Source organism: Mesorhizobium sp. NBSH29, from assembly GCF_015500055.1.
Classification (GTDB): Bacteria; Pseudomonadota; Alphaproteobacteria; order Rhizobiales; family Rhizobiaceae; genus Neomesorhizobium.
Map to the genome: position 1 here is coordinate 598,481 of NZ_CP045492.1, position 16,659 is coordinate 615,139.

The window sequence follows — 16,659 nt, forward strand, 5'->3', positions numbered from 1 at the left end:
TTCGTCACAATTCCGCTTAGAGTCCGCTGCGAGGGTTGAGCGGCGCATACAGGGCGGATTCGGATGGCATTGTTCAAAAATTTCGGGTCGGACGTTCTCGGCCGTGGCGACTATGATCCGCACAAGCTGTCCAGCCCGCAGATCTTTCTGCTGTCGATGCTGGTATTTCTCGCCATTGTTGGCTTTATCGCCGCTATTCTCTATCGCCAGATATCGTCTGCATTCGTCACCAATCCCGGGTTGAACGGCCTGATCGTCGGCGTTCTGGCCATCGGCGTGCTGCTGGCCTTCATGCAGGTAGTGCGGCTGTTTCGAGAAGTGCGGTGGATCAATTCGTTCCGTGCTGGGACTGACGAAACCGATCCCGTTCTGCTGGCGCCGATGAAAGCGCTTCTGAGCCGCTCTTCCACCACCGCGCTATCGACGCTTTCCATGCGCACGATCCTCGACTCAATCGCTACACGCCTTGATGAAAGTCGCGACATTTCTCGCTACCTCATAGGCTTGCTGGTCTTTCTCGGACTGCTCGGCACCTTCTGGGGTCTGTTGGGCACCATTGGCTCGATCGGCGATACGATTCGCACGCTTGACCCCGGTTCGGGCGACACAAATGATGTGCTGGAATCGCTCAAGGCCGGCCTTGCCGCTCCCCTGGCCGGGATGGGCACGGCATTTTCGTCCTCGCTGTTCGGCCTCGCCGGCTCGCTGGTTCTGGGCTTCCTCGACCTCCAGGCCGGCCGCGCCCAGACGCGGTTTTATACAGAACTTGAAAACTGGCTCTCTTCCGTCACCGACCTCTCATCTGACATGCCGGTGGCCGAAGGCGCCAAGCAGGGCACCGCAGACGAGATCCGGCAGCTCTCTGAACGCTTGCGCGGCCTGCAGGAAAATGGCGGCTCCAACCAGCGCGTGGCGAACTCCATGGCCAATCTGGCCGATGGCATTTCCGGACTGGTGAAGAACATGCGCAGCGAGCAGCAGATGATGCGCGACTGGGTGGAGGCTCAATCCGAGGAGCAGAAGGCCATGCGCGTAACACTCGAAAAAATCGCGACCGCGCTGAAAAGCAAGGACGCCCGCTGATGGGCCTCGCCCGCAGCCGGCGCACTGACCGCCGGATCGACTACTGGCCGGGCTTCGTCGACGCTTTGTCGACCTTGCTTCTGGCCATCATGTTCCTGCTCTCCGTGTTTGTGCTGGCCCAGTTTCTGCTGAGCCGCGAGATCAGCGGCAAGGATGCCGTTCTGACTCGCCTGAATGCCCAGATCAATGAACTGACCCAACTGCTGTCGCTGGAACAATCCAACAGCCAGGACATGGAAGACTCGCTGGCCAATCTGCAGGCATCGCTGTCGGCGGCGCAGTCGGAACGATCCCGGCTGGAGCAATTGCTGTCGCAGGGCAGCGGCGCAGACGAGCAGGCCAAAAATCAGATAGGCGCGCTTTCCGGCGAACTGGATCAGCAAAAGCAGCTCAGCCAGCGCGCCATGTCACAGGTCGAACTGTTGAACCAGCAGATCGCCGCCCTGCGCAACCAGATCGGCGCGCTTGAACAGGCACTTGACGCTTCGGAATCGCGCGACCGTGAATCCAATACCAAGATTGCCGATCTGGGACGCCGGCTGAATGTCGCGCTGGCGCAACGAGTGCAGGAATTGAACCGCTACCGTTCCGATTTCTTCGGTCGCCTGCGCGAGATATTATCGGATCGCGAAAACATCCGCATCGTTGGCGACCGTTTTGTGTTCCAGTCGGAAGTGCTGTTTCCGGTGGGCGCCGAAGACATCAACCCGGTCGGCCAGGAAGAGATGAAAAAGCTCGCCGGCGCCATTGTCGAGTTGCAAAAGGAAATTCCGCCGGAGATCAACTGGGTTCTGCGCGTCGATGGTCATACGGACAACGTGCCACTCTCGGGCACAGGCCGCTTCCGTGACAATTGGGAGCTGTCGAGTGCCCGCGCCACGGCAGTGGTCAAATTCCTGATCGCCAATGGCGTACCTGCCAACCGGTTGGTGGCGGCTGGCTTTGGCGAGTTCCAGCCGCTGGACGAAGCCGACACACCCGAAGCGCGCGACAAGAACCGCCGCATCGAACTGAAGCTCACCGAACGCTAACTCCCCGATACAAGATTGCCTGACGGAGCAACCATGTCCTTTGCCAAGCTCGATGTGCATTTGCATAAACTGGAAGCGCTGGAACATGCGCTGGCTATCCTCGGAGCTGACGAGGCAACCCATATGGCAATCGGCGGTGGCGAAAAGCGCGCCGAGGCCATGGCTTCGCTCGCCGGCCTGCACCATCGCCAGGCTTCTACGCCCGAGATCGCCGACTGGATCGCCGATGCAGAAAACGAGGATCTGGACGAGACGAAAAAGATCGCGCTGATCGAGTTGAAGCGCGACTACACCAACCTGACCTGCCTGCCGAGCGAGTTCGTCGAACGCCAGACCGGCGCGCGTATGCGCTGCGAACAGCTCTGGCGGGACCTGCGCGCCAAGAACGACTGGACGAATTTCGTGCCGGCGCTGGAAAACGTCATCTCCCTGGTGCGCGAGGAAGCGGCCATGCGCGCCTCGGTTCTGGGCCTGTCGCCCTATGACGCGATGATGGAGCAGTATGATCCCGGCAACCGCGCCGATATGGTGGCGCCGGTATTTGACGACCTCAAATCTTTCCTCAGGGACTTTGTCCCCGAAGCGCTTGCGGTGCAGGAGGAGCGTCGCGCAAAGACGCCGCCCCGCCCGCTTTCTGGCCCCTATGCGATCGAGAAGCAGCGCGAGCTTGGACTTGCATTGATGACTGCGGTGGGTTTTGACATCACCCATGGCAGCCTGTCGGTTTCGCATCACCCCTTCTGCGGGGGCGTGCCGAGCGACGTGCGCATCACCACGCGCTACAAGACCAACGATTTCCTTTCATCGCTGATGGGCGTGCTGCACGAAACCGGCCATGCGCTTTATGAGCAGAATCTGCCCAAGGAATGGTCTCACTGGCCGCTGGGCAAAGCGCGCGGCATGTCCATGCATGAGAGCCAGAGCCTGTTCGTGGAAAAGCAGATCGGCCGCAACCCTTCCTTCTGGGAATTCGCGCTTCCGCACCTTGGCCAATATCTCGGCCAGACATGGTCGATGGCCGAACTTCTGCCGCATCTTCATCAGGTCGAGCCCGGGCTTATCCGCGTCGATGCTGATGAGGTCACCTATCCACTTCACGTCATCCTGCGCTTCGAACTCGAACGCGAACTGATTGCGGGAACGCTTTCAGTCTCCGACATTCCTGAAGCATGGGATGCCAGGATGCGCGACTATTTTGGCCTGTCGACCATCGACAACCCGGCTGACGGGCCGATGCAAGACGTGCACTGGCCAAGCGGAGCGTTCGGCTATTTTCCGTCCTACACGCTCGGCGCCATGATGGCAGCCCAGCAATGGGCAGCTTTTGAACGCCAGCACCCGACTGCCAACACCGATCTCGCCGCCGGAAATTTCGAACCTATCAACACTTGGCGCCGGCAAAACATCTGGGCCAAGGGCTCATCTGCCTCAACACCGGCATTACTTGAAAGCGCCACCGGCGAAAGCCTGAACGCGATCTACTTCACCAACCATCTAAGAGCCCGCTACGGCGCTTAACCTTCGTCACCTGCTACAACGCGGGCGAGCCGCTCCGCAAGCTTGCGTGAACAGCATACGCGGCGAACCGTTTCGGCGACCAGCGCTTTGCCATCAGCAGGATTTGCCAGGCCACCCTGGAGGGCGAAGCTTTTCCGCCAGCCTTGCTGATTTCAGCGACAGCTGATTCCGCGCCGGCACTGCTTGAATGATAGGATCTGGAAGCTAAATTGCCAATTGGTCGCATCCAATCTGCCTGGAATTTGCGAGTAAATTACCGTTGGGTTCGCAGGGCGCAGCACGGCAAATTCCGCCTGTAAATCAACTGACGGATCGACGGTCCGCAGCGGGGGTGGCGATGAATTGGCCTGCGGGGCACCTATTCAGGCTACCCCGATGGGCCGAAAAAATATCGAAGCGAACTCAAATCATGCCGCAGCCATTGTGACCGGTTGCTCTCATGTCGCCCGAAATGGGCTCTCGCAACCGATTGAATTCGCTCAATTTCCTCAGCATTTTCCCGGCCAATACCAAGTAGATGGCGATCATGCCGCCGGGCGGAAACCTTTATCGGCGCAACAAGGCGAAGTTGTTTTCGGTCTTGACAACATTGCAGCGATGACAGTCTATGGCCAGGCAATCCGGTATATTATACACATGTACCAAATACCGGACATCACTTTTTAGGGGGTTTAGAGGAATGAAATTTTCATCAATCATCTCGAGATCTTTAGGGGTGGCGCTGCTGCTGTCCGCCATACCGGCTATCGCACACGCGCAAAGTAAGCTGGATGAGGTTCTGGCGCGCGGCCATCTGATCGTAGGTACCGGGTCCACAAACGCGCCGTGGCACTTCAAATCCGAGGCGGATGTCCTTCAAGGCTTTGACATCGACATCGCTAAGATCGTCGCCAAAGGCCTCTTCGATGACGCTGAGAAAATTGAATTTGTGCTGCAGGCGTCAGACGCCCGTATCCCGAACGTGTTGACCGACAAAGTCGACATCACCTGCCAGTTTATGACGGTTACTGCCGCCCGCGCACAGCAGGTCGCCGTGAGCATCCCCTACTATCGCGAAGGGGTTGGTCTCATGCTGCAAGCAGGTTCATCTTATGCCGATTATGCTGCATTGAAGGCTGCCGGATCGGCGGTCACCATCGCCGTGTTGCAGAATGTTTATGCCGAGGACCTCGTCCATCAGGCACTGCCCGAAGCCAAGGTTGACCAATATGATGCGCAGGACCTGCTCTACCAAGCGCTCGATGCCGGCCGGGCCGATGCCGTTGCCACCGACCAGTCCTCAATTGCTTGGCTGCTGCTGCAGCAGCAGGGCAAATACAAGGATGGCGGTCATGGCTGGAGCCCTCAGACCTATGCCTGCGCGGTCAAGCGCGGAGACCAAGAGTGGCTGAACTTTGTGAACACCGCACTTCATGAAGCCATGACCGGCGTCGAGTTCAACACTTATGCAGCTTCGTTCAAAAAGTGGTTTGGTGTCGACGTTGCGCCGCCGAAGATCGGTTTCCCGGTCGAATTTCAATAATTAGAGCATTTGTCGGAGCGATGCTCTGACAACTGGGGGCGGGCCTTGGGCTACACACTCAATTTCGCAGCTGTCTGGCGTGACATCGACCTGCTCTGGGCGGGATTGGGTATGGGCCTGCTGCTGGCCCTCGCATCGATCCTTATCGGCGTCGCCATAGGCCTCGTGATGGCCTTTGTGTTGACGTCGAGATCGCCGGCACGGCCGCTTGCAGCAAGTTATGTAAGCATCTTTCGCAACACGCCGCTCCTTGTGTTGATCCTTTTCACCTATTTCGCGATGCCCCAGCTCGGCATCCGCCTTGGCAAGCTTGAAAGCTTCATCGCGGCATTGTCGCTTTATGCTGGCGCTTATCTCGCCGAAGTTTTTCGTGGCGCGTTGTCGGCTGTGCCGCCGGGATTGAGCGAAGCCGGATTGGCCATTGGTCTGACGCGATCTCAGATCCGGCTCAACATCGTTATCCCTGTTATGCTCAGAACGGCTCTCCCGTCGCTTTCGAGTACCTTCATCTCTCTGTTCAAGGACACCTCGCTCGCTGCGGCGATCGCGGTGCCGGAGCTGACCTACTACGCGAGAAAAATCAACAATGAGAGCTTCCGCGTCATCGAGACTTGGTTGATCGCGAGCATCTTCTATGTCGCGACCTGTGTTCTGCTCGTCTCGCTGTTGCGGCTGGCTGAGAAACGACTGGCGATACCGAAATAGCCATGGATACTTTCCTCACCATCCTCTGGACCGCACGTTACGCCTTGCTCGGCGGCCTCGCTATGACCGTGTTTATTTCGGCGCTGGCAGTGCTAGCTGGATCGGTCATAGGAGTTTTTGTTGGGCTCGTGCTGAGTTATGCGCGCGGGCCGCTCAACTGGCTGGTTCGTATGTACGTAGACTTTGTCCGCGGCACGCCGGTGCTCGTCCTGATCCTAGCGAGTTTTTATATCCTGGGTTCGCTGGGCTGGAAGCTCGACGCTTTCCAGGCGGGCATACTCGCGCTTGCTGTGTTTTGCTCGAGCCATGTGGGAGAGATCATTCGCGGCGCGCTCTCGGCGATCCCGCGCGGCCAGACGGAAGCAGCCAAGGCTGTTGGTTTGACGTTCGGTCAGAGCTTTACTTATGTGCTCTTGCCGCAGGCCGCGCGTATAGCGCTCCCTGCGTGGGTTAACACTGCGGTCGAGATCGTCAAGGCCTCGACGTTGCTTTCCATCATCGGCGTCGCCGAATTGCTTCTGTCGACGCAGGAGGTCATAGCGCGCAGCCAGATGGGCCTGCCGTTCTATTTCCTTGCCGGCTTTATCTATTTCCTTGTCAATTTCGCTATCGAACGAGTTGGAAAACTCGCCGAGAAGCGCCTCGCCATGGGTGTGCGTTAATGTCCTTGCTTTCGATTGCGGCCCTCCACAAAAGCTACGGCAATACCGAGGTACTAAAGGGTGTCGATGTTGAGATGGAGCAGGGCGACGTCGTTTGCATCGTCGGGTCGTCGGGGTCCGGCAAGACCACCTTGCTGCGGTGCATCAATATGTTGGAGGAGTTCCACTCTGGCACCATTGAACTCGGCGGAGAGTTCATCGGCTACAATGAAGTAGCTGGCCAACGGCGGAGGCGGTCAGAGCGGGAGATATCGCGGCAGCGCGCGCTCACCGGCATGGTGTTCCAGCAGTTCAACCTGTTCCCTCATTTGACCGCGCTTGACAACGTGACGCTGGGATTAATCAAGGTAAAAAGGCTTGCGCGCGCTGATGCGGTGGCGATCGCTGAGAAATGGCTCGATCGCGTCGGTATGCTCGACCGTAAGGGTCACTATCCGGCGCAGCTTTCGGGTGGCCAGCAGCAGCGCGTCGCCATCGCCCGCGCTATCGCCATGCAGCCGCGCTTGATGCTGTTCGACGAGGTGACATCGGCGCTCGATCCCGAACTGGTCAACGAGGTGCTCCAGGTCATCAAGGATTTGGCGAACGAAGGCATGACAATGCTGCTCGTCACGCACGAAATGCGCTTTGCATATGAGGTGGCAGGCCGGGTAATCTTTATGAATGGTGGACGGATCGGCGAACAGGGCAATCCCCGCGAAATGTTTAACAACCCGAAGACCGAGCGACTCGCCGAATTTTTGAAATCATCCACATTCCGCTAAGACGGTAGGAACATCATGAGCATTATAAGATATGGCACTGGTGGCAAAGGCGCAGGCGGGCAACCGCTTCCCTTCGCACGCGCGGTTGCAGCTGACGGCTGGCTGTTCGTGTCCGGACAGGTGGGGATGGAGAACGGCGAGGTCATATCCGGCGGATTGATTCCCGAGATCCACAAGACCATCCAGAACGTGATCGCCATTCTTGAGGAAGCGGGCTACGGCCTCGAGCATGTCGTACGTTGCGGCGTCTGGCTCGACGACCCACGCGACTTCTGGACGTTTAACAAGATTTACGCTGAGTACTTCGGCGCCGCCCCCCCGGCCCGCGCGTGTGTCCAGTCGCATATGATGATCGACTGTAAAGTTGAGATCGATTGCGTGGCCTATAAGCGCGCCGAGGGATGATGCCGTTTTGGCAGGTGTAATATTCACCCCTGCTGTGTAGGGTGGACCAATGCTCACTAAGAATACAGAAAAGGGAAGTCGCGCGCGTGGTCTTGATCGCGCTGTCGACATTCTTGAGTTCCTCAGGTTGTCGCTCCGACCGGCCAACCCCAACGAAATAGCCGTGGCGATCGGTGCTCCTCGTTCGACCGTTTATGAGTTGGTCAGCATACTGCTGGAAAACGGCTTGCTCGAACGGGCCACAGCAGGCGAGGTTTACCTTGGGCGCCGACTCTACTTTCTCGGCAACGCCTATGCCGAGCATTTCGACATCGGAAGCGAAGCTAAAAAGCTGCTCAACGCGCTGGCCACCGAAACGCGTGAGACTGCACAGCTGTGTATGCTCGATGGCAATAAATATACGGTTGCGCAAATGGTTGAAGGCGCGAGACCGTTTCGTATCTCCTCAAACATCAGGGAACGACTGCCAATTCCGTGGACCGCCTCTGGCCGCCTGCTTGTGGAGCACATGAGCAATGATGAAATCATCGACTTCATACCGGCCGATGACTTCATCATGCCCGACGGAACGCTTCTGGATACCACGACGTTTCTGAACCAGGTGCATGCAAGCGCGAAAAGTGGCTACTTTTCCCAGCCAAGCGTCACCGATACCTTCACCCATTGTTTCGCAGCGCCGGTGCGGCGACCCGATGGACGCTGCTTTGCGACGCTCTGCCTCGTTGCACCCGAAGGGGACGGGGTCAAAAACCACGCGGCCTACGTTTCTGCCTTGGTCAGCGCTGCAGCAACGCTTTCGCGGCATGCCGATATACTCTAGCGCCACTTTCACAAAGGTTTGACACCGTGCCGCGATCTGGGCCGATTGGGCCTTCCTATCGCGCCGGTCAGAGCCCTGATTGATATGGCTAGGTTCGAGATACTTGGCTCGACTTACGAACGCTCACTCTCCAGCTATGTTTTTCGCGAAGGAAAAACGATCGAAATGACATCGGAGCTTTGAAGTGCCTCAGTGAGATTTCAAGACAAGTCGCCTGACTACTCGGCTGCGCCGCGAAACGCTTCAGCACCGGAATGAAATTGCAGCTTGGCGAGGCGCGCGTAGGTGCCACCCTTTTTGACGAGGCTCGCATGCGTGCCTTCCTCGACAATGCGGCCATCGTCCAGCACCAGTATCCGGTCAGCCTTAAGCACCGTCGCAAGCCTGTGGGCGATGACGATGGTAGTGCGCGCGCCCATCAGCCGTTCGAGCGCCTTTTGCACCAGTGTCTCGCTTTCGGCGTCGAGCGCGGAAGTCGCCTCATCCAGAAGCAGCAGTGGCGCATTGCGCAGGATAGCCCGCGCAATGGCAACGCGCTGGCGCTGGCCGCCGGAGAGGGTAACCCCCTTCTCGCCGACCTGAGTGGCGTAGCCGTCGCTCAGTCGCAGAATGAACTCGTCGGCGAGCGCGTCCCTCGCCGCCGTCTCGATCTCGGCCTGCGTCGCGCCCGGACGACCGAAGCCGATATTTTCGGCAGCGGTGGCGGCAAAGATGGTGACATCCTGCGGCACGATCGCGATCCGTCCGCGCACCGCTTCCGGGTCGGCTTTTCGAATATCCACGCCATCGAGCATGACCTTGCCCGACTCTGGATCGTAGTAGCGCAGAAGAAGCGAGAAGATCGTGCTCTTGCCGGCACCCGAGGGTCCGACGATGGCAACCGTTTCGCCCGGATTGACTGAAAAACTCAGCCCCTCGACCGCCGCCCGGTCCGGCCTGACTGGATAGGAGAATGAGACGTTTTCAAACGCGACCGCACCGCGGGCGGGCTCGGGCAGCGCAACGGGATGGACCGGAGCGGCAATCGCCGGTTCCTCCTGCAGCAATTCACTCAGCCGCTCGGCGGCACCCGCCGCCTGGCTAAGCTCACCCCAAACCTCGGACAGCGCGCCGAGCGCCCCGGCCGCAAACACCGAATAGAGCAGGAACTGGCCCAGTGTTCCCGGCGACAGCGTACCAGCCAGCACATCCCGCGACCCGAACCAGAGCACCGCCACGACTGAGGAAAAAATGGTGAAGATTGCAAAGAAAGTAAGAAAGGACCGAGCGAAAACCGACTGGCGCGCCGCCTCAAAGGCATCGTCAACAGCAGCGCCAAAGCGGGCAGTCACCATCTTTTCGTTGGTAAAGGCCTGTAGCGTGCGCACCGAACCGATCTGCTCGCTGGCATAGGCAGCTGCTTGCGCTAGAGTATCCTGCGCGGCCCGCGAGCGCTTGCGCACCGAGCGCCCGAAAGCCACCAGTGGCAGGATGATGACCGGAATGGCAGCAATCACCAGACCTGACAGTTTAGGGCTGGTCACCACCATCATGCCAACGGCGCCAAACCCCAGAATGATATTGCGCAGCGCCACCGAGGCCGTTGCGCCAACGGCTGACTTGATCTGCGTCGCATCCGCAGTCAGTCGCGACACGATCTCGCCCGACTGCGATCGGTCAAAAAAGGCCGGCGACAATCGGGTCACATGGGCAAACACATCGCGGCGCAGATCCGCCACCACGCGTTCGCCCAGCGTAATGACAAAATAATAGCGACCAGCAGACGCGACCGCCAACACTGCGGCCATCACCACGAGCATGGCAAAATATTGCGCTATGAAATGGCTGTCCGAGCCACTGAAGCCGTGATCGATCATCCGCCGCACGGCCAATGGCAGCGTCAGCGTCGTGGCCGCCGCAAGGCTGAGAAAGAAGATTGCAAAGGCGACCATGCGCTTGTAGCGCAGCACATAGGGCACGAGCCGTTGCAGCGGTCGGAGCGAGCGCTGGCCAGTGTCCGGCCGGTTGGCATCTGCCATGGGGGCTTCCCTGCTTGCCGCGCTGGCGAAATGTGCTGGCGGCCTTGTGCTTCATTTGCGGCTGCTGTATAGGCCAGCCGACCGATTTTGAAGCCGTATCTCCCTCGAGGCACGGCTTCAAGTTTTGAGAGTGGGTGACATCGCCGCAGGCGCAAGCCCGGCAGCCATCCAACAGTTTCAGGACCAGACCGATGAAAACCGATATCCATCCAGATTACCATACCATCAAGGTCGTCATGACCAATGGTACCGAATATGAGACCCGCTCCACCTGGGGCAAAGAAGGCGACACGATGAACCTCGACATCGATCCTTCCACGCATCCAGCCTGGACCGGCGGTCATCAGAACCTGCTCGACCGTGGCGGCCGTCTCTCCAAGTTCAAGAAGCGCTACGAAGGCCTCACCCTCGGCTGAGCCTCTGATCTAATGCAGTGTAAAAAAACCCGCCGATCTGGCGGGTTTTTTTATCTCCCGGGTACGTTATGTCGACTTGCGATCCGAGTGTCCCAGATCCCGCGCCGGTGCAATCACGTCGCGCACCAGCTGCTTGAGCTGCGCGGCATCTGGAAATCCGCCGTCGCGCTTGCGGTCCCAGATCAGAATGTCGTTGCAGGTGATAGAAAACAGCCCGCCCGAGGCATCGGGGATCAGCGTCACCGCGCCCAGTTCGGGACCAAAAGTCGAAAGCAGCTCCTGCGCCATCCAGCCGGCGCGCAAAAGCCACATGCATTTGGTGCAGTAGGTGATCCGGATGACCGGCAGGCCCTCCGAACCCGCACTCATGCGGCGCTGAGCTTTGCCATGGTCTCGTCGTCGACCTCGAAATTGGCGTAGACGCTCTGCACATCGTCGTCATCTTCAAGCGTGGCGACCAGCTTCATCAGCGATTGCGCGCGCTCCTCGTCAACTGGAATGTTGTTCTGCGGCTGCCAGATGATCTTGACGGACAAAGCTTCACCAAGCGCTGCCTCCAGAGCCTTGGAAACATCGCCAAGTCCTTCGAAGGAACAAATGATCGTGTGGCCTTCGTCGTCCGACTGGACATCGTCGGCACCAGCTTCAATCGCCGCTTCCATCACGGCATCGGCGGTGCCAGCGCTGGCTGGATAGGAAATTTCGCCCACCCGATCCCACATAAACGAAACCGATCCGGTTTCACCCATCGCGCCACCAGCCTTGGTAAAGGCCGCCCGAACATTCGAGGCTGAGCGATTACGGTTGTCGGTGAGCGCTTCCACGATGAGCGCGACGCCGCCCGGGCCATAGCCCTCATAGCGCACTTCCTCATAGTTCTCGGCATCACCCATCGAGGCCTTGGAGATCGCGCGCGCGATGTTGTCCTTCGGCATCGAGACCGCCTTGGCGTTCTGCACAGCCAGCCTGAGACGCGGGTTCATACCCGGGTCAGGCGCTCCTGATTTGGCAGCAACGGTGATTTCGCGCGCAAGCTTGGAAAACATCTTGGAGCGAACGGCATCCTGCCGTCCCTTGCGGTGCATGATGTTCTTGAATTGTGAATGGCCGGCCATAACGCCCCTGTAACCTGAAATCGGACTGCGGGAATGGCGGGCTATATAAATAAATCGCCGGCAAAGGTCCAGCCGGATGCTGGAACAAGGGACGCGCGCTGCCTCCGGCGCACGTCCCTTGGTTCAATCACTTGCGCTTGCGCGCCAGCATGTTGAGCCCCTCGACCAGCGCTGAGAAGCCCATGGCTGCATAAATATAGCCTTTGGGCACATGGTAGCCCATGCCTTCGGCAATCAGCGTCATGCCGATCATCAACAGGAAGCCAAGCGCCAGCATCACGATGGTGGGATTGCGTTCGATGAAATTTGCGAGCGGCGTGGCGGCCAGGAGCATCACCGAGACAGCAACGATCACCGCGATATACATGATGGCGATTTCATCGGTCATGCCGACAGCCGTGACGATGGAATCGATCGAGAACACCAGATCAAGTAACAAGATCTGGAAGATCGCTGCTCCCAGAGACATCGAAATCGTGCGCCCGACCATCGTGTCCTTGTGATCGTCGGGATCGACCGTGTGGTGGATTTCTTTGGTCGCCTTCCACACCAGAAACAGTCCGCCCGAGATCAGGATCAGGTCTCGCCAGGAGAACGGGTGATCAAACAGCGTGAACACCGGAGCGGTGAGCCCGACGATGATGGATATCGTCGCCAGCAGAAGAAGTCGCATGATTAAGGCCGCGCCGATGCCAAGCCGCCGTGCGGGCACCTGCTGTTCTTTTGGCAACTTGTTGGTGAGGATGGAGATGAAAATCAGATTGTCGATACCGAGGACTACTTCAAGCGCGATCAGCGTCAACAGCGCCACCCAGGCGGTGGGATCGCTGGTAAAAGCGAAATAGGGCGCGAAAAACTCGATGATCGGCATATGGTATCCCCTCGATTACTCTGTCAGCGGTCCGCTGCATGATCCGCCGGCAGATAGGTCATGCCTGGCCACCCTTCAATATGACTCAAGGGCACGGTGCCATGATGCGGCTGTTATTCCTACATCCTATGACCAGAACGCCGGCATTGTTTCCTCGAGACGGGGCCCCAGCCTGAGCGGCGCGATGCGCTCGGCCAGACCGGTGGCATCCGAAATATCCACACCGACACCGCAGATTGTCGCGGGACCGGTCGCGGCCTCAAACCGCCCCTTGGCCACTTTCGACATGAACCGGTTGAGCGGCTCTTCCTTGTCCATTCCGAGCGATGAATCATAATCACCACACATGCCGGCATCGGTCATGTAGGCAGTGCCGCCATTGAGGATCTGGTGATCTGCAGTCGGCTGGTGCGTATGAGTCCCCACCACGAGGCTGGCGCGACCGTCGACAAAATGTGCAAAGCACATTTTCTCCGAGGTGGCCTCGGCGTGAAAATCGATCACCACCGCATCCGCCTGCTCACCCAGCGGACAAGCGGCCAGTTCGCGCTCGCCGGCCTGGAACGGATCATCAAGCTCGGGATGCATGAATATCCGGCCCATAATGTTGGACACCATCACACGTGCGCCATTGCGGGCAATGTAAACGCCCGAGCCGCGACCCGGCGTGCCCTTGGGAAAATTGGAAGGCCGCAAGAACCGGTCCTCGCGCGGCGCAAAGTTCAGTGCCTCGCGCTGGTCCCAGACATGGTTGCCGGTGGTGACAACATCAGCGCCGGCTGCAATCGTGTCATGAAAAATGTCTTCGGTGATGCCAAAGCCGCCAGCCGCGTTCTCGCCATTGACGATGACGAAATCCAGCTTGAAGTCCGAGATCAGACCGGGAAGCCTTTCCCACACTGCAGTTCTGCCGGTTCGCCCGACCATATCGCCCAGAAAAAGAAGTCTCATGGATGTCCCATACGTTTGAAACCTAGTCTTTTCAGCCTTCCGGGAAATCCGTCAAGCCTCGCCGGATTAAACGCTGAACCGGTGCAACCCGGATTCGGTCAGAATTTCGCTGAGAACGATGTCGTGCGGCTCGTCGGGAACAGCCTCAACCTGCTGGCAGTCGAACGCGACGCCGATCAGCCTTGGCGACCTGCCCGCCTCGATCAGCTTTGCAATCGCCCGATCATAAAAGCCGGCACCGTAGCCTATCCGATGCCCCCGGCTGTCAAAAGCGGCGAGCGGCACCAGCATGATCTCGGGATCAATCACCGCAGCGTCTGCCCCTGGTCCAGCGGTGCCGAACCCCATCTCCACCAGCGCAGCCCCCCGCACCAGCTCGCGAAAAGTGATCGTTGTCTTGTCGAGAATGGCCGGCAGGCAGAGCCGCGCTCCCTTTTCGCGCAGTGCAAACATTAAGGGCCGCACATCGACTTCGGTGCGAATGGGCCAGAACCCTGAAACGACGGTGCCCGGCACGAACTCAACATGTTCGGCGGCACGCTCCGCCATTTCAAGCGCAGCCTCGACCCGCCAGAACGGATCAAGTCCGTCGCGACGTGCAAGCGCTTCCTTGCGCAAAATCTGTTTGAGTGGACGGCGATCAGTCATGCCACTTTATGCGGCGTGTGCGGCCAAAACGCCAGTTGGCCAATCCAGCAGACAACAGTCAAAAGTGCGATCCACCCAACCGGTGAAGAAAACGATCCCGGGAACCTACAAAGTAGGTGGGCGCCATATAGAAAAACCCACGAGTCTTTCCAGGGACAGCTCCCTAGGGATCAATAAGGCCCCGGGGAATTTGAATCTCCTGCCGGGAAGCGCAGACCGCATTTGCAATATAGGTCCGCGCTTGAGGCAGCGCCATATAATTCGTTACGCCGAGCGCGCAATTCTGCGCTGCCACAAAATAAGCAGCGGCACTGCGATAAGTTCCGCCGCTAGCCCGTAGATGTGCCCGGCTGAGGGCGCGCCTGCGAGCACCAGCGAAACCAGCCGCGCCGCACCGCCTGACACCGTTATCGCACCCAGCAGCCGAACGCGATTCGTCCTCGTTTCGATGTGCGGAACACAACTGTACCAGGCAACCCCCACCGCCAGGAAAACGCCTGACAGAAAGCGAAAGTGGCTGTCGAGATCGGCTGGCCAAGGCTGCGGCGTCTTCAGGAACGCTGGGCCCATCACTACTCCTGCAAGCCCGGCCATCACCGGAACTGCGGCCAGCACGGAGACAATCGCCTGCAGGGCGCGTTTTTCTTGCATCATTGATACGTCCTGTTTGTCCCCAAGCTACGGTTTGGACACGGAAACTGTTTCAGGTCTCCCGGCAAAAGCTTGCACCACCATCTTCCAATCCTTACGGTTTGAGCAACAACAGAGGAAGTCTTGCATGCGTTTTGAAGGAACGGCGTCTTATGTCGCCGACAAGGATCTGATGGTGGCCGTCAATGCAGCAATCGCGTTGCAGCGGCCCCTGCTGGTGAAGGGCGAGCCCGGCACCGGCAAGACCGAACTGGCGCGGCAGGTAGCCTCGGCGCTGAATCTCGACCTCATGGAGTGGAATGTCAAATCCACCACCCGCGCGCAGCAGGGCTTGTACGAATATGACGCCGTCTCACGTCTGCGCGATTCGCAACTGGGCGACGACCGTTTCAATGATATCAAAAACTACATCAAACCCGGCAAATTGTGGGAGGCCTTCACCGCTGGCCGCAAGATCGTGCTGTTGATCGACGAGATCGATAAGGCCGATATCGAGTTTCCCAACGACCTTCTGCAGGAACTCGACCGGATGGAGTTCTATGTCTACGAGACCGGCGAAACCATTCGTGCGGTTGAGCGGCCGATTGTCATCATCACCTCAAACAATGAGAAGGAGTTGCCCGACGCATTCCTGCGCCGCTGCTTTTTCCACTATATTCGCTTTCCTGAAATCGAGACGCTGCAGAAGATCGTTGATGTCCATTATCCCGGCATCAAACAAGACCTTGTGCGCGCCGCCCTCACCCAGTTCTACGAACTACGCGACATGCCGGGCCTGAAGAAAAAGCCTTCGACCTCCGAGGCGCTGGACTGGATTCGCCTTTTGGTCGCGGACGACATCAAGCCGGAGGACCTGCGCGGCGATACAAAAAACGCTTTGCCCAGGCTCCACGGTGCGCTGTTAAAGAACGAGCAGGACGTTCACCTGTTCGAGAGGCTGGCCTTCATGGCGCGCCGTCAGGGATAGTGGTTTAGCCGGGCTGGCCCTTGGCCCGGCCCCATAGCCCGGCAAAATGCTGGGAAAATGGGAGCAACTTGATGATCACCATTCGCCCGCTGCAAAAGTCCGACCATGACGACTGGCGTCGCCTGTGGACCGACTACCTGACCTTCTATGAGGCAACCGTTTCTGAAGATGTCTACAAGCGCACCTGGAAGCGTCTGTTTACCGAGGGCGAGTTTGAACCGAAGGGATTTCTGGCGCTTAACGACGATGTTCCCGCCGGGCTCGTCCATTATCTCTACCACCGCAGTTGCTGGTCATTGGTCAACAACTGCTACCTTCAGGACCTCTACACCAGCGCCGAAGCACGGGGCACCGGCATCGGCTCGGCGCTCATCGAGGCGGTGCGCGATGAGGCTGGCAAGCTCGGAGTGAAGAACGTCTACTGGATGACCAACGAAACCAATGCGACGGCGCGCAAGCTCTATGACCGCGTCGCCAGGCGCACGGGCTTCATCGAATACGATCTGCTGTGA

At 58.7% G+C, this 16,659-nt stretch carries 19 protein-coding genes and 1 other RNA gene; 12 read left to right on the forward strand and 8 right to left on the reverse strand.

The window, feature by feature from the left end; all coding sequences use genetic code 11:
- Positions 1-63 precede the first annotated feature (63 nt).
- The 9 genes from GA830_RS02905 to GA830_RS02945 all read left to right on the forward strand — a co-directional run bounded on the left by GA830_RS02905 (position 64) and on the right by GA830_RS02945 (position 8,510).
- Positions 64-1,083 carry a MotA/TolQ/ExbB proton channel family protein gene (locus GA830_RS02905; RefSeq protein WP_195163623.1) on the forward strand — a complete coding sequence of 340 codons (1,020 nt, stop codon included), beginning with the start codon at positions 64-66 and terminating at the stop codon, positions 1,081-1,083.
- A complete protein-coding gene (locus GA830_RS02910; protein ID WP_195163624.1) occupies positions 1,083-2,114 on the forward strand; it encodes a peptidoglycan -binding protein in 1,032 nt (343 codons plus the stop codon). Before GA830_RS02905 ends, GA830_RS02910 begins: the two co-directional genes overlap by 1 nt.
- A 33-nt stretch (positions 2,115-2,147) precedes the next feature.
- Complete coding sequence (locus GA830_RS02915; RefSeq protein ID WP_195163625.1) at positions 2,148-3,632, forward strand: carboxypeptidase M32; 1,485 nt, start codon at positions 2,148-2,150, stop codon at positions 3,630-3,632.
- 679 nt (positions 3,633-4,311) lie between these two features.
- The gene (locus GA830_RS02920; RefSeq protein ID WP_195164736.1) at positions 4,312-5,154 is read left to right on the forward strand and encodes a transporter substrate-binding domain-containing protein; all 843 of its coding nucleotides are present in this window, start codon (positions 4,312-4,314) and stop codon (positions 5,152-5,154) included.
- A 45-nt stretch (positions 5,155-5,199) separates the two neighbouring features.
- Positions 5,200-5,859, forward strand: a complete 660-nt coding sequence (locus GA830_RS02925) for an amino acid ABC transporter permease (protein WP_195163626.1) — start codon at positions 5,200-5,202, stop codon at positions 5,857-5,859.
- 2 nt (positions 5,860-5,861) lie between these two features.
- A complete protein-coding gene (locus GA830_RS02930) occupies positions 5,862-6,521 on the forward strand; it encodes an amino acid ABC transporter permease (protein ID WP_195163627.1) in 660 nt (219 codons plus the stop codon).
- Positions 6,521-7,285 carry an amino acid ABC transporter ATP-binding protein gene (locus GA830_RS02935; RefSeq protein WP_210330845.1) on the forward strand — a complete coding sequence of 255 codons (765 nt, stop codon included), beginning with the start codon at positions 6,521-6,523 and terminating at the stop codon, positions 7,283-7,285. The genes GA830_RS02930 and GA830_RS02935 overlap by 1 nt, the downstream gene beginning before the upstream one ends.
- Positions 7,286-7,300: 15 nt before the next feature.
- Complete coding sequence (locus GA830_RS02940) at positions 7,301-7,690, forward strand: RidA family protein (protein ID WP_195163628.1); 390 nt, start codon at positions 7,301-7,303, stop codon at positions 7,688-7,690.
- A 49-nt stretch (positions 7,691-7,739) separates the two neighbouring features.
- Entirely contained in the window at positions 7,740-8,510 is a 771-nt protein-coding gene (locus GA830_RS02945) for an IclR family transcriptional regulator (RefSeq protein ID WP_195163629.1), read from the forward strand.
- Positions 8,511-8,728: 218 nt separating this feature from the next.
- On the opposite strand, the gene GA830_RS02950 is transcribed toward GA830_RS02945, so the two are convergent.
- Complete coding sequence (locus tag GA830_RS02950) at positions 8,729-10,528, reverse strand: ABC transporter transmembrane domain-containing protein (RefSeq protein WP_195163630.1); 1,800 nt, start codon at positions 10,526-10,528, stop codon at positions 8,729-8,731.
- A 191-nt stretch (positions 10,529-10,719) separates the two neighbouring features.
- Between GA830_RS02950 and rpmE the strand changes: the two genes are divergently transcribed.
- Positions 10,720-10,944 (forward strand): 50S ribosomal protein L31, encoded by a 225-nt coding sequence (gene rpmE / locus GA830_RS02955; protein ID WP_195163631.1) that lies wholly within the window; start codon positions 10,720-10,722, stop codon positions 10,942-10,944.
- 66 nt (positions 10,945-11,010) lie between these two features.
- Here the strand turns inward: rpmE and GA830_RS02960 are convergent, their stop codons facing one another.
- From GA830_RS02960 to GA830_RS02990, 7 genes are all read right to left on the reverse strand, one after another.
- Entirely contained in the window at positions 11,011-11,313 is a 303-nt protein-coding gene (locus tag GA830_RS02960) for a SelT/SelW/SelH family protein (protein WP_195163632.1), read from the reverse strand.
- Positions 11,310-12,059 carry a YebC/PmpR family DNA-binding transcriptional regulator gene (locus tag GA830_RS02965; protein WP_195163633.1) on the reverse strand — a complete coding sequence of 250 codons (750 nt, stop codon included), beginning with the start codon at positions 12,057-12,059 and terminating at the stop codon, positions 11,310-11,312. Before GA830_RS02965 ends, GA830_RS02960 begins: the two co-directional genes overlap by 4 nt.
- A gap of 127 nt (positions 12,060-12,186) precedes the next feature.
- Positions 12,187-12,930 carry a TerC family protein gene (locus GA830_RS02970; RefSeq protein WP_195163634.1) on the reverse strand — a complete coding sequence of 248 codons (744 nt, stop codon included), beginning with the start codon at positions 12,928-12,930 and terminating at the stop codon, positions 12,187-12,189.
- A gap of 126 nt (positions 12,931-13,056) precedes the next feature.
- On the reverse strand, positions 13,057-13,881 hold the full coding sequence (locus GA830_RS02975; RefSeq protein ID WP_195163635.1) for a TIGR00282 family metallophosphoesterase: 825 nt from the start codon (positions 13,879-13,881) through the stop codon (positions 13,057-13,059).
- A 66-nt stretch (positions 13,882-13,947) separates the two neighbouring features.
- Positions 13,948-14,529, reverse strand: a complete 582-nt coding sequence (locus GA830_RS02980; RefSeq protein WP_195163636.1) for a 5-formyltetrahydrofolate cyclo-ligase — start codon at positions 14,527-14,529, stop codon at positions 13,948-13,950.
- Between the two features lie 64 nt (positions 14,530-14,593).
- Positions 14,594-14,750, reverse strand: a non-coding RNA gene (ssrS, locus tag GA830_RS02985) — 6S RNA.
- Positions 14,751-14,793: 43 nt separating this feature from the next.
- Complete coding sequence (locus GA830_RS02990; RefSeq protein ID WP_195163637.1) at positions 14,794-15,183, reverse strand: DUF4345 domain-containing protein; 390 nt, start codon at positions 15,181-15,183, stop codon at positions 14,794-14,796.
- A 124-nt stretch (positions 15,184-15,307) separates the two neighbouring features.
- Between GA830_RS02990 and GA830_RS02995 the strand changes: the two genes are divergently transcribed.
- Both GA830_RS02995 and GA830_RS03000 read left to right on the forward strand, forming a co-directional pair.
- The gene (locus GA830_RS02995; protein ID WP_195163638.1) at positions 15,308-16,147 is read left to right on the forward strand and encodes an AAA family ATPase; all 840 of its coding nucleotides are present in this window, start codon (positions 15,308-15,310) and stop codon (positions 16,145-16,147) included.
- Positions 16,148-16,218: 71 nt separating this feature from the next.
- Positions 16,219-16,659, forward strand: coding sequence for a GNAT family N-acetyltransferase (locus tag GA830_RS03000; RefSeq protein ID WP_195163639.1), 441 nt, complete (start codon positions 16,219-16,221; stop codon positions 16,657-16,659).

Excerpts from the sequence above, each read along its gene's own strand:
- GA830_RS02975 (WP_195163635.1), bottom strand. The coding sequence starts at position 13,881 with ATGAGACTTCTTTTTCTGGGCGATATGGTCGGGCGAACCGGCAGAACT.
- GA830_RS02940 (WP_195163628.1), top strand. The coding sequence starts at position 7,301 with ATGAGCATTATAAGATATGGCACTGGTGGCAAAGGCGCAGGCGGGCAA.
- GA830_RS02905 (WP_195163623.1), top strand. The coding sequence starts at position 64 with ATGGCATTGTTCAAAAATTTCGGGTCGGACGTTCTCGGCCGTGGCGAC.
- GA830_RS02950 (WP_195163630.1), bottom strand. The coding sequence starts at position 10,528 with ATGGCAGATGCCAACCGGCCGGACACTGGCCAGCGCTCGCTCCGACCG.
- GA830_RS02995 (WP_195163638.1), top strand. The coding sequence starts at position 15,308 with ATGCGTTTTGAAGGAACGGCGTCTTATGTCGCCGACAAGGATCTGATG.
- GA830_RS02945 (WP_195163629.1), top strand. The coding sequence starts at position 7,740 with ATGCTCACTAAGAATACAGAAAAGGGAAGTCGCGCGCGTGGTCTTGAT.
- GA830_RS03000 (WP_195163639.1), top strand. The coding sequence starts at position 16,219 with ATGATCACCATTCGCCCGCTGCAAAAGTCCGACCATGACGACTGGCGT.
- GA830_RS02910 (WP_195163624.1), top strand. The coding sequence starts at position 1,083 with ATGGGCCTCGCCCGCAGCCGGCGCACTGACCGCCGGATCGACTACTGG.
- GA830_RS02990 (WP_195163637.1), bottom strand. The coding sequence starts at position 15,183 with ATGATGCAAGAAAAACGCGCCCTGCAGGCGATTGTCTCCGTGCTGGCC.
- GA830_RS02915 (WP_195163625.1), top strand. The coding sequence starts at position 2,148 with ATGTCCTTTGCCAAGCTCGATGTGCATTTGCATAAACTGGAAGCGCTG.
- GA830_RS02980 (WP_195163636.1), bottom strand. The coding sequence starts at position 14,529 with ATGACTGATCGCCGTCCACTCAAACAGATTTTGCGCAAGGAAGCGCTT.
- GA830_RS02935 (WP_210330845.1), top strand. The coding sequence starts at position 6,521 with ATGTCCTTGCTTTCGATTGCGGCCCTCCACAAAAGCTACGGCAATACC.
- GA830_RS02930 (WP_195163627.1), top strand. The coding sequence starts at position 5,862 with ATGGATACTTTCCTCACCATCCTCTGGACCGCACGTTACGCCTTGCTC.
- GA830_RS02960 (WP_195163632.1), bottom strand. The coding sequence starts at position 11,313 with ATGAGTGCGGGTTCGGAGGGCCTGCCGGTCATCCGGATCACCTACTGC.
- GA830_RS02965 (WP_195163633.1), bottom strand. The coding sequence starts at position 12,059 with ATGGCCGGCCATTCACAATTCAAGAACATCATGCACCGCAAGGGACGG.
- GA830_RS02970 (WP_195163634.1), bottom strand. The coding sequence starts at position 12,930 with ATGCCGATCATCGAGTTTTTCGCGCCCTATTTCGCTTTTACCAGCGAT.
- rpmE (WP_195163631.1), top strand. The coding sequence starts at position 10,720 with ATGAAAACCGATATCCATCCAGATTACCATACCATCAAGGTCGTCATG.
- GA830_RS02920 (WP_195164736.1), top strand. The coding sequence starts at position 4,312 with ATGAAATTTTCATCAATCATCTCGAGATCTTTAGGGGTGGCGCTGCTG.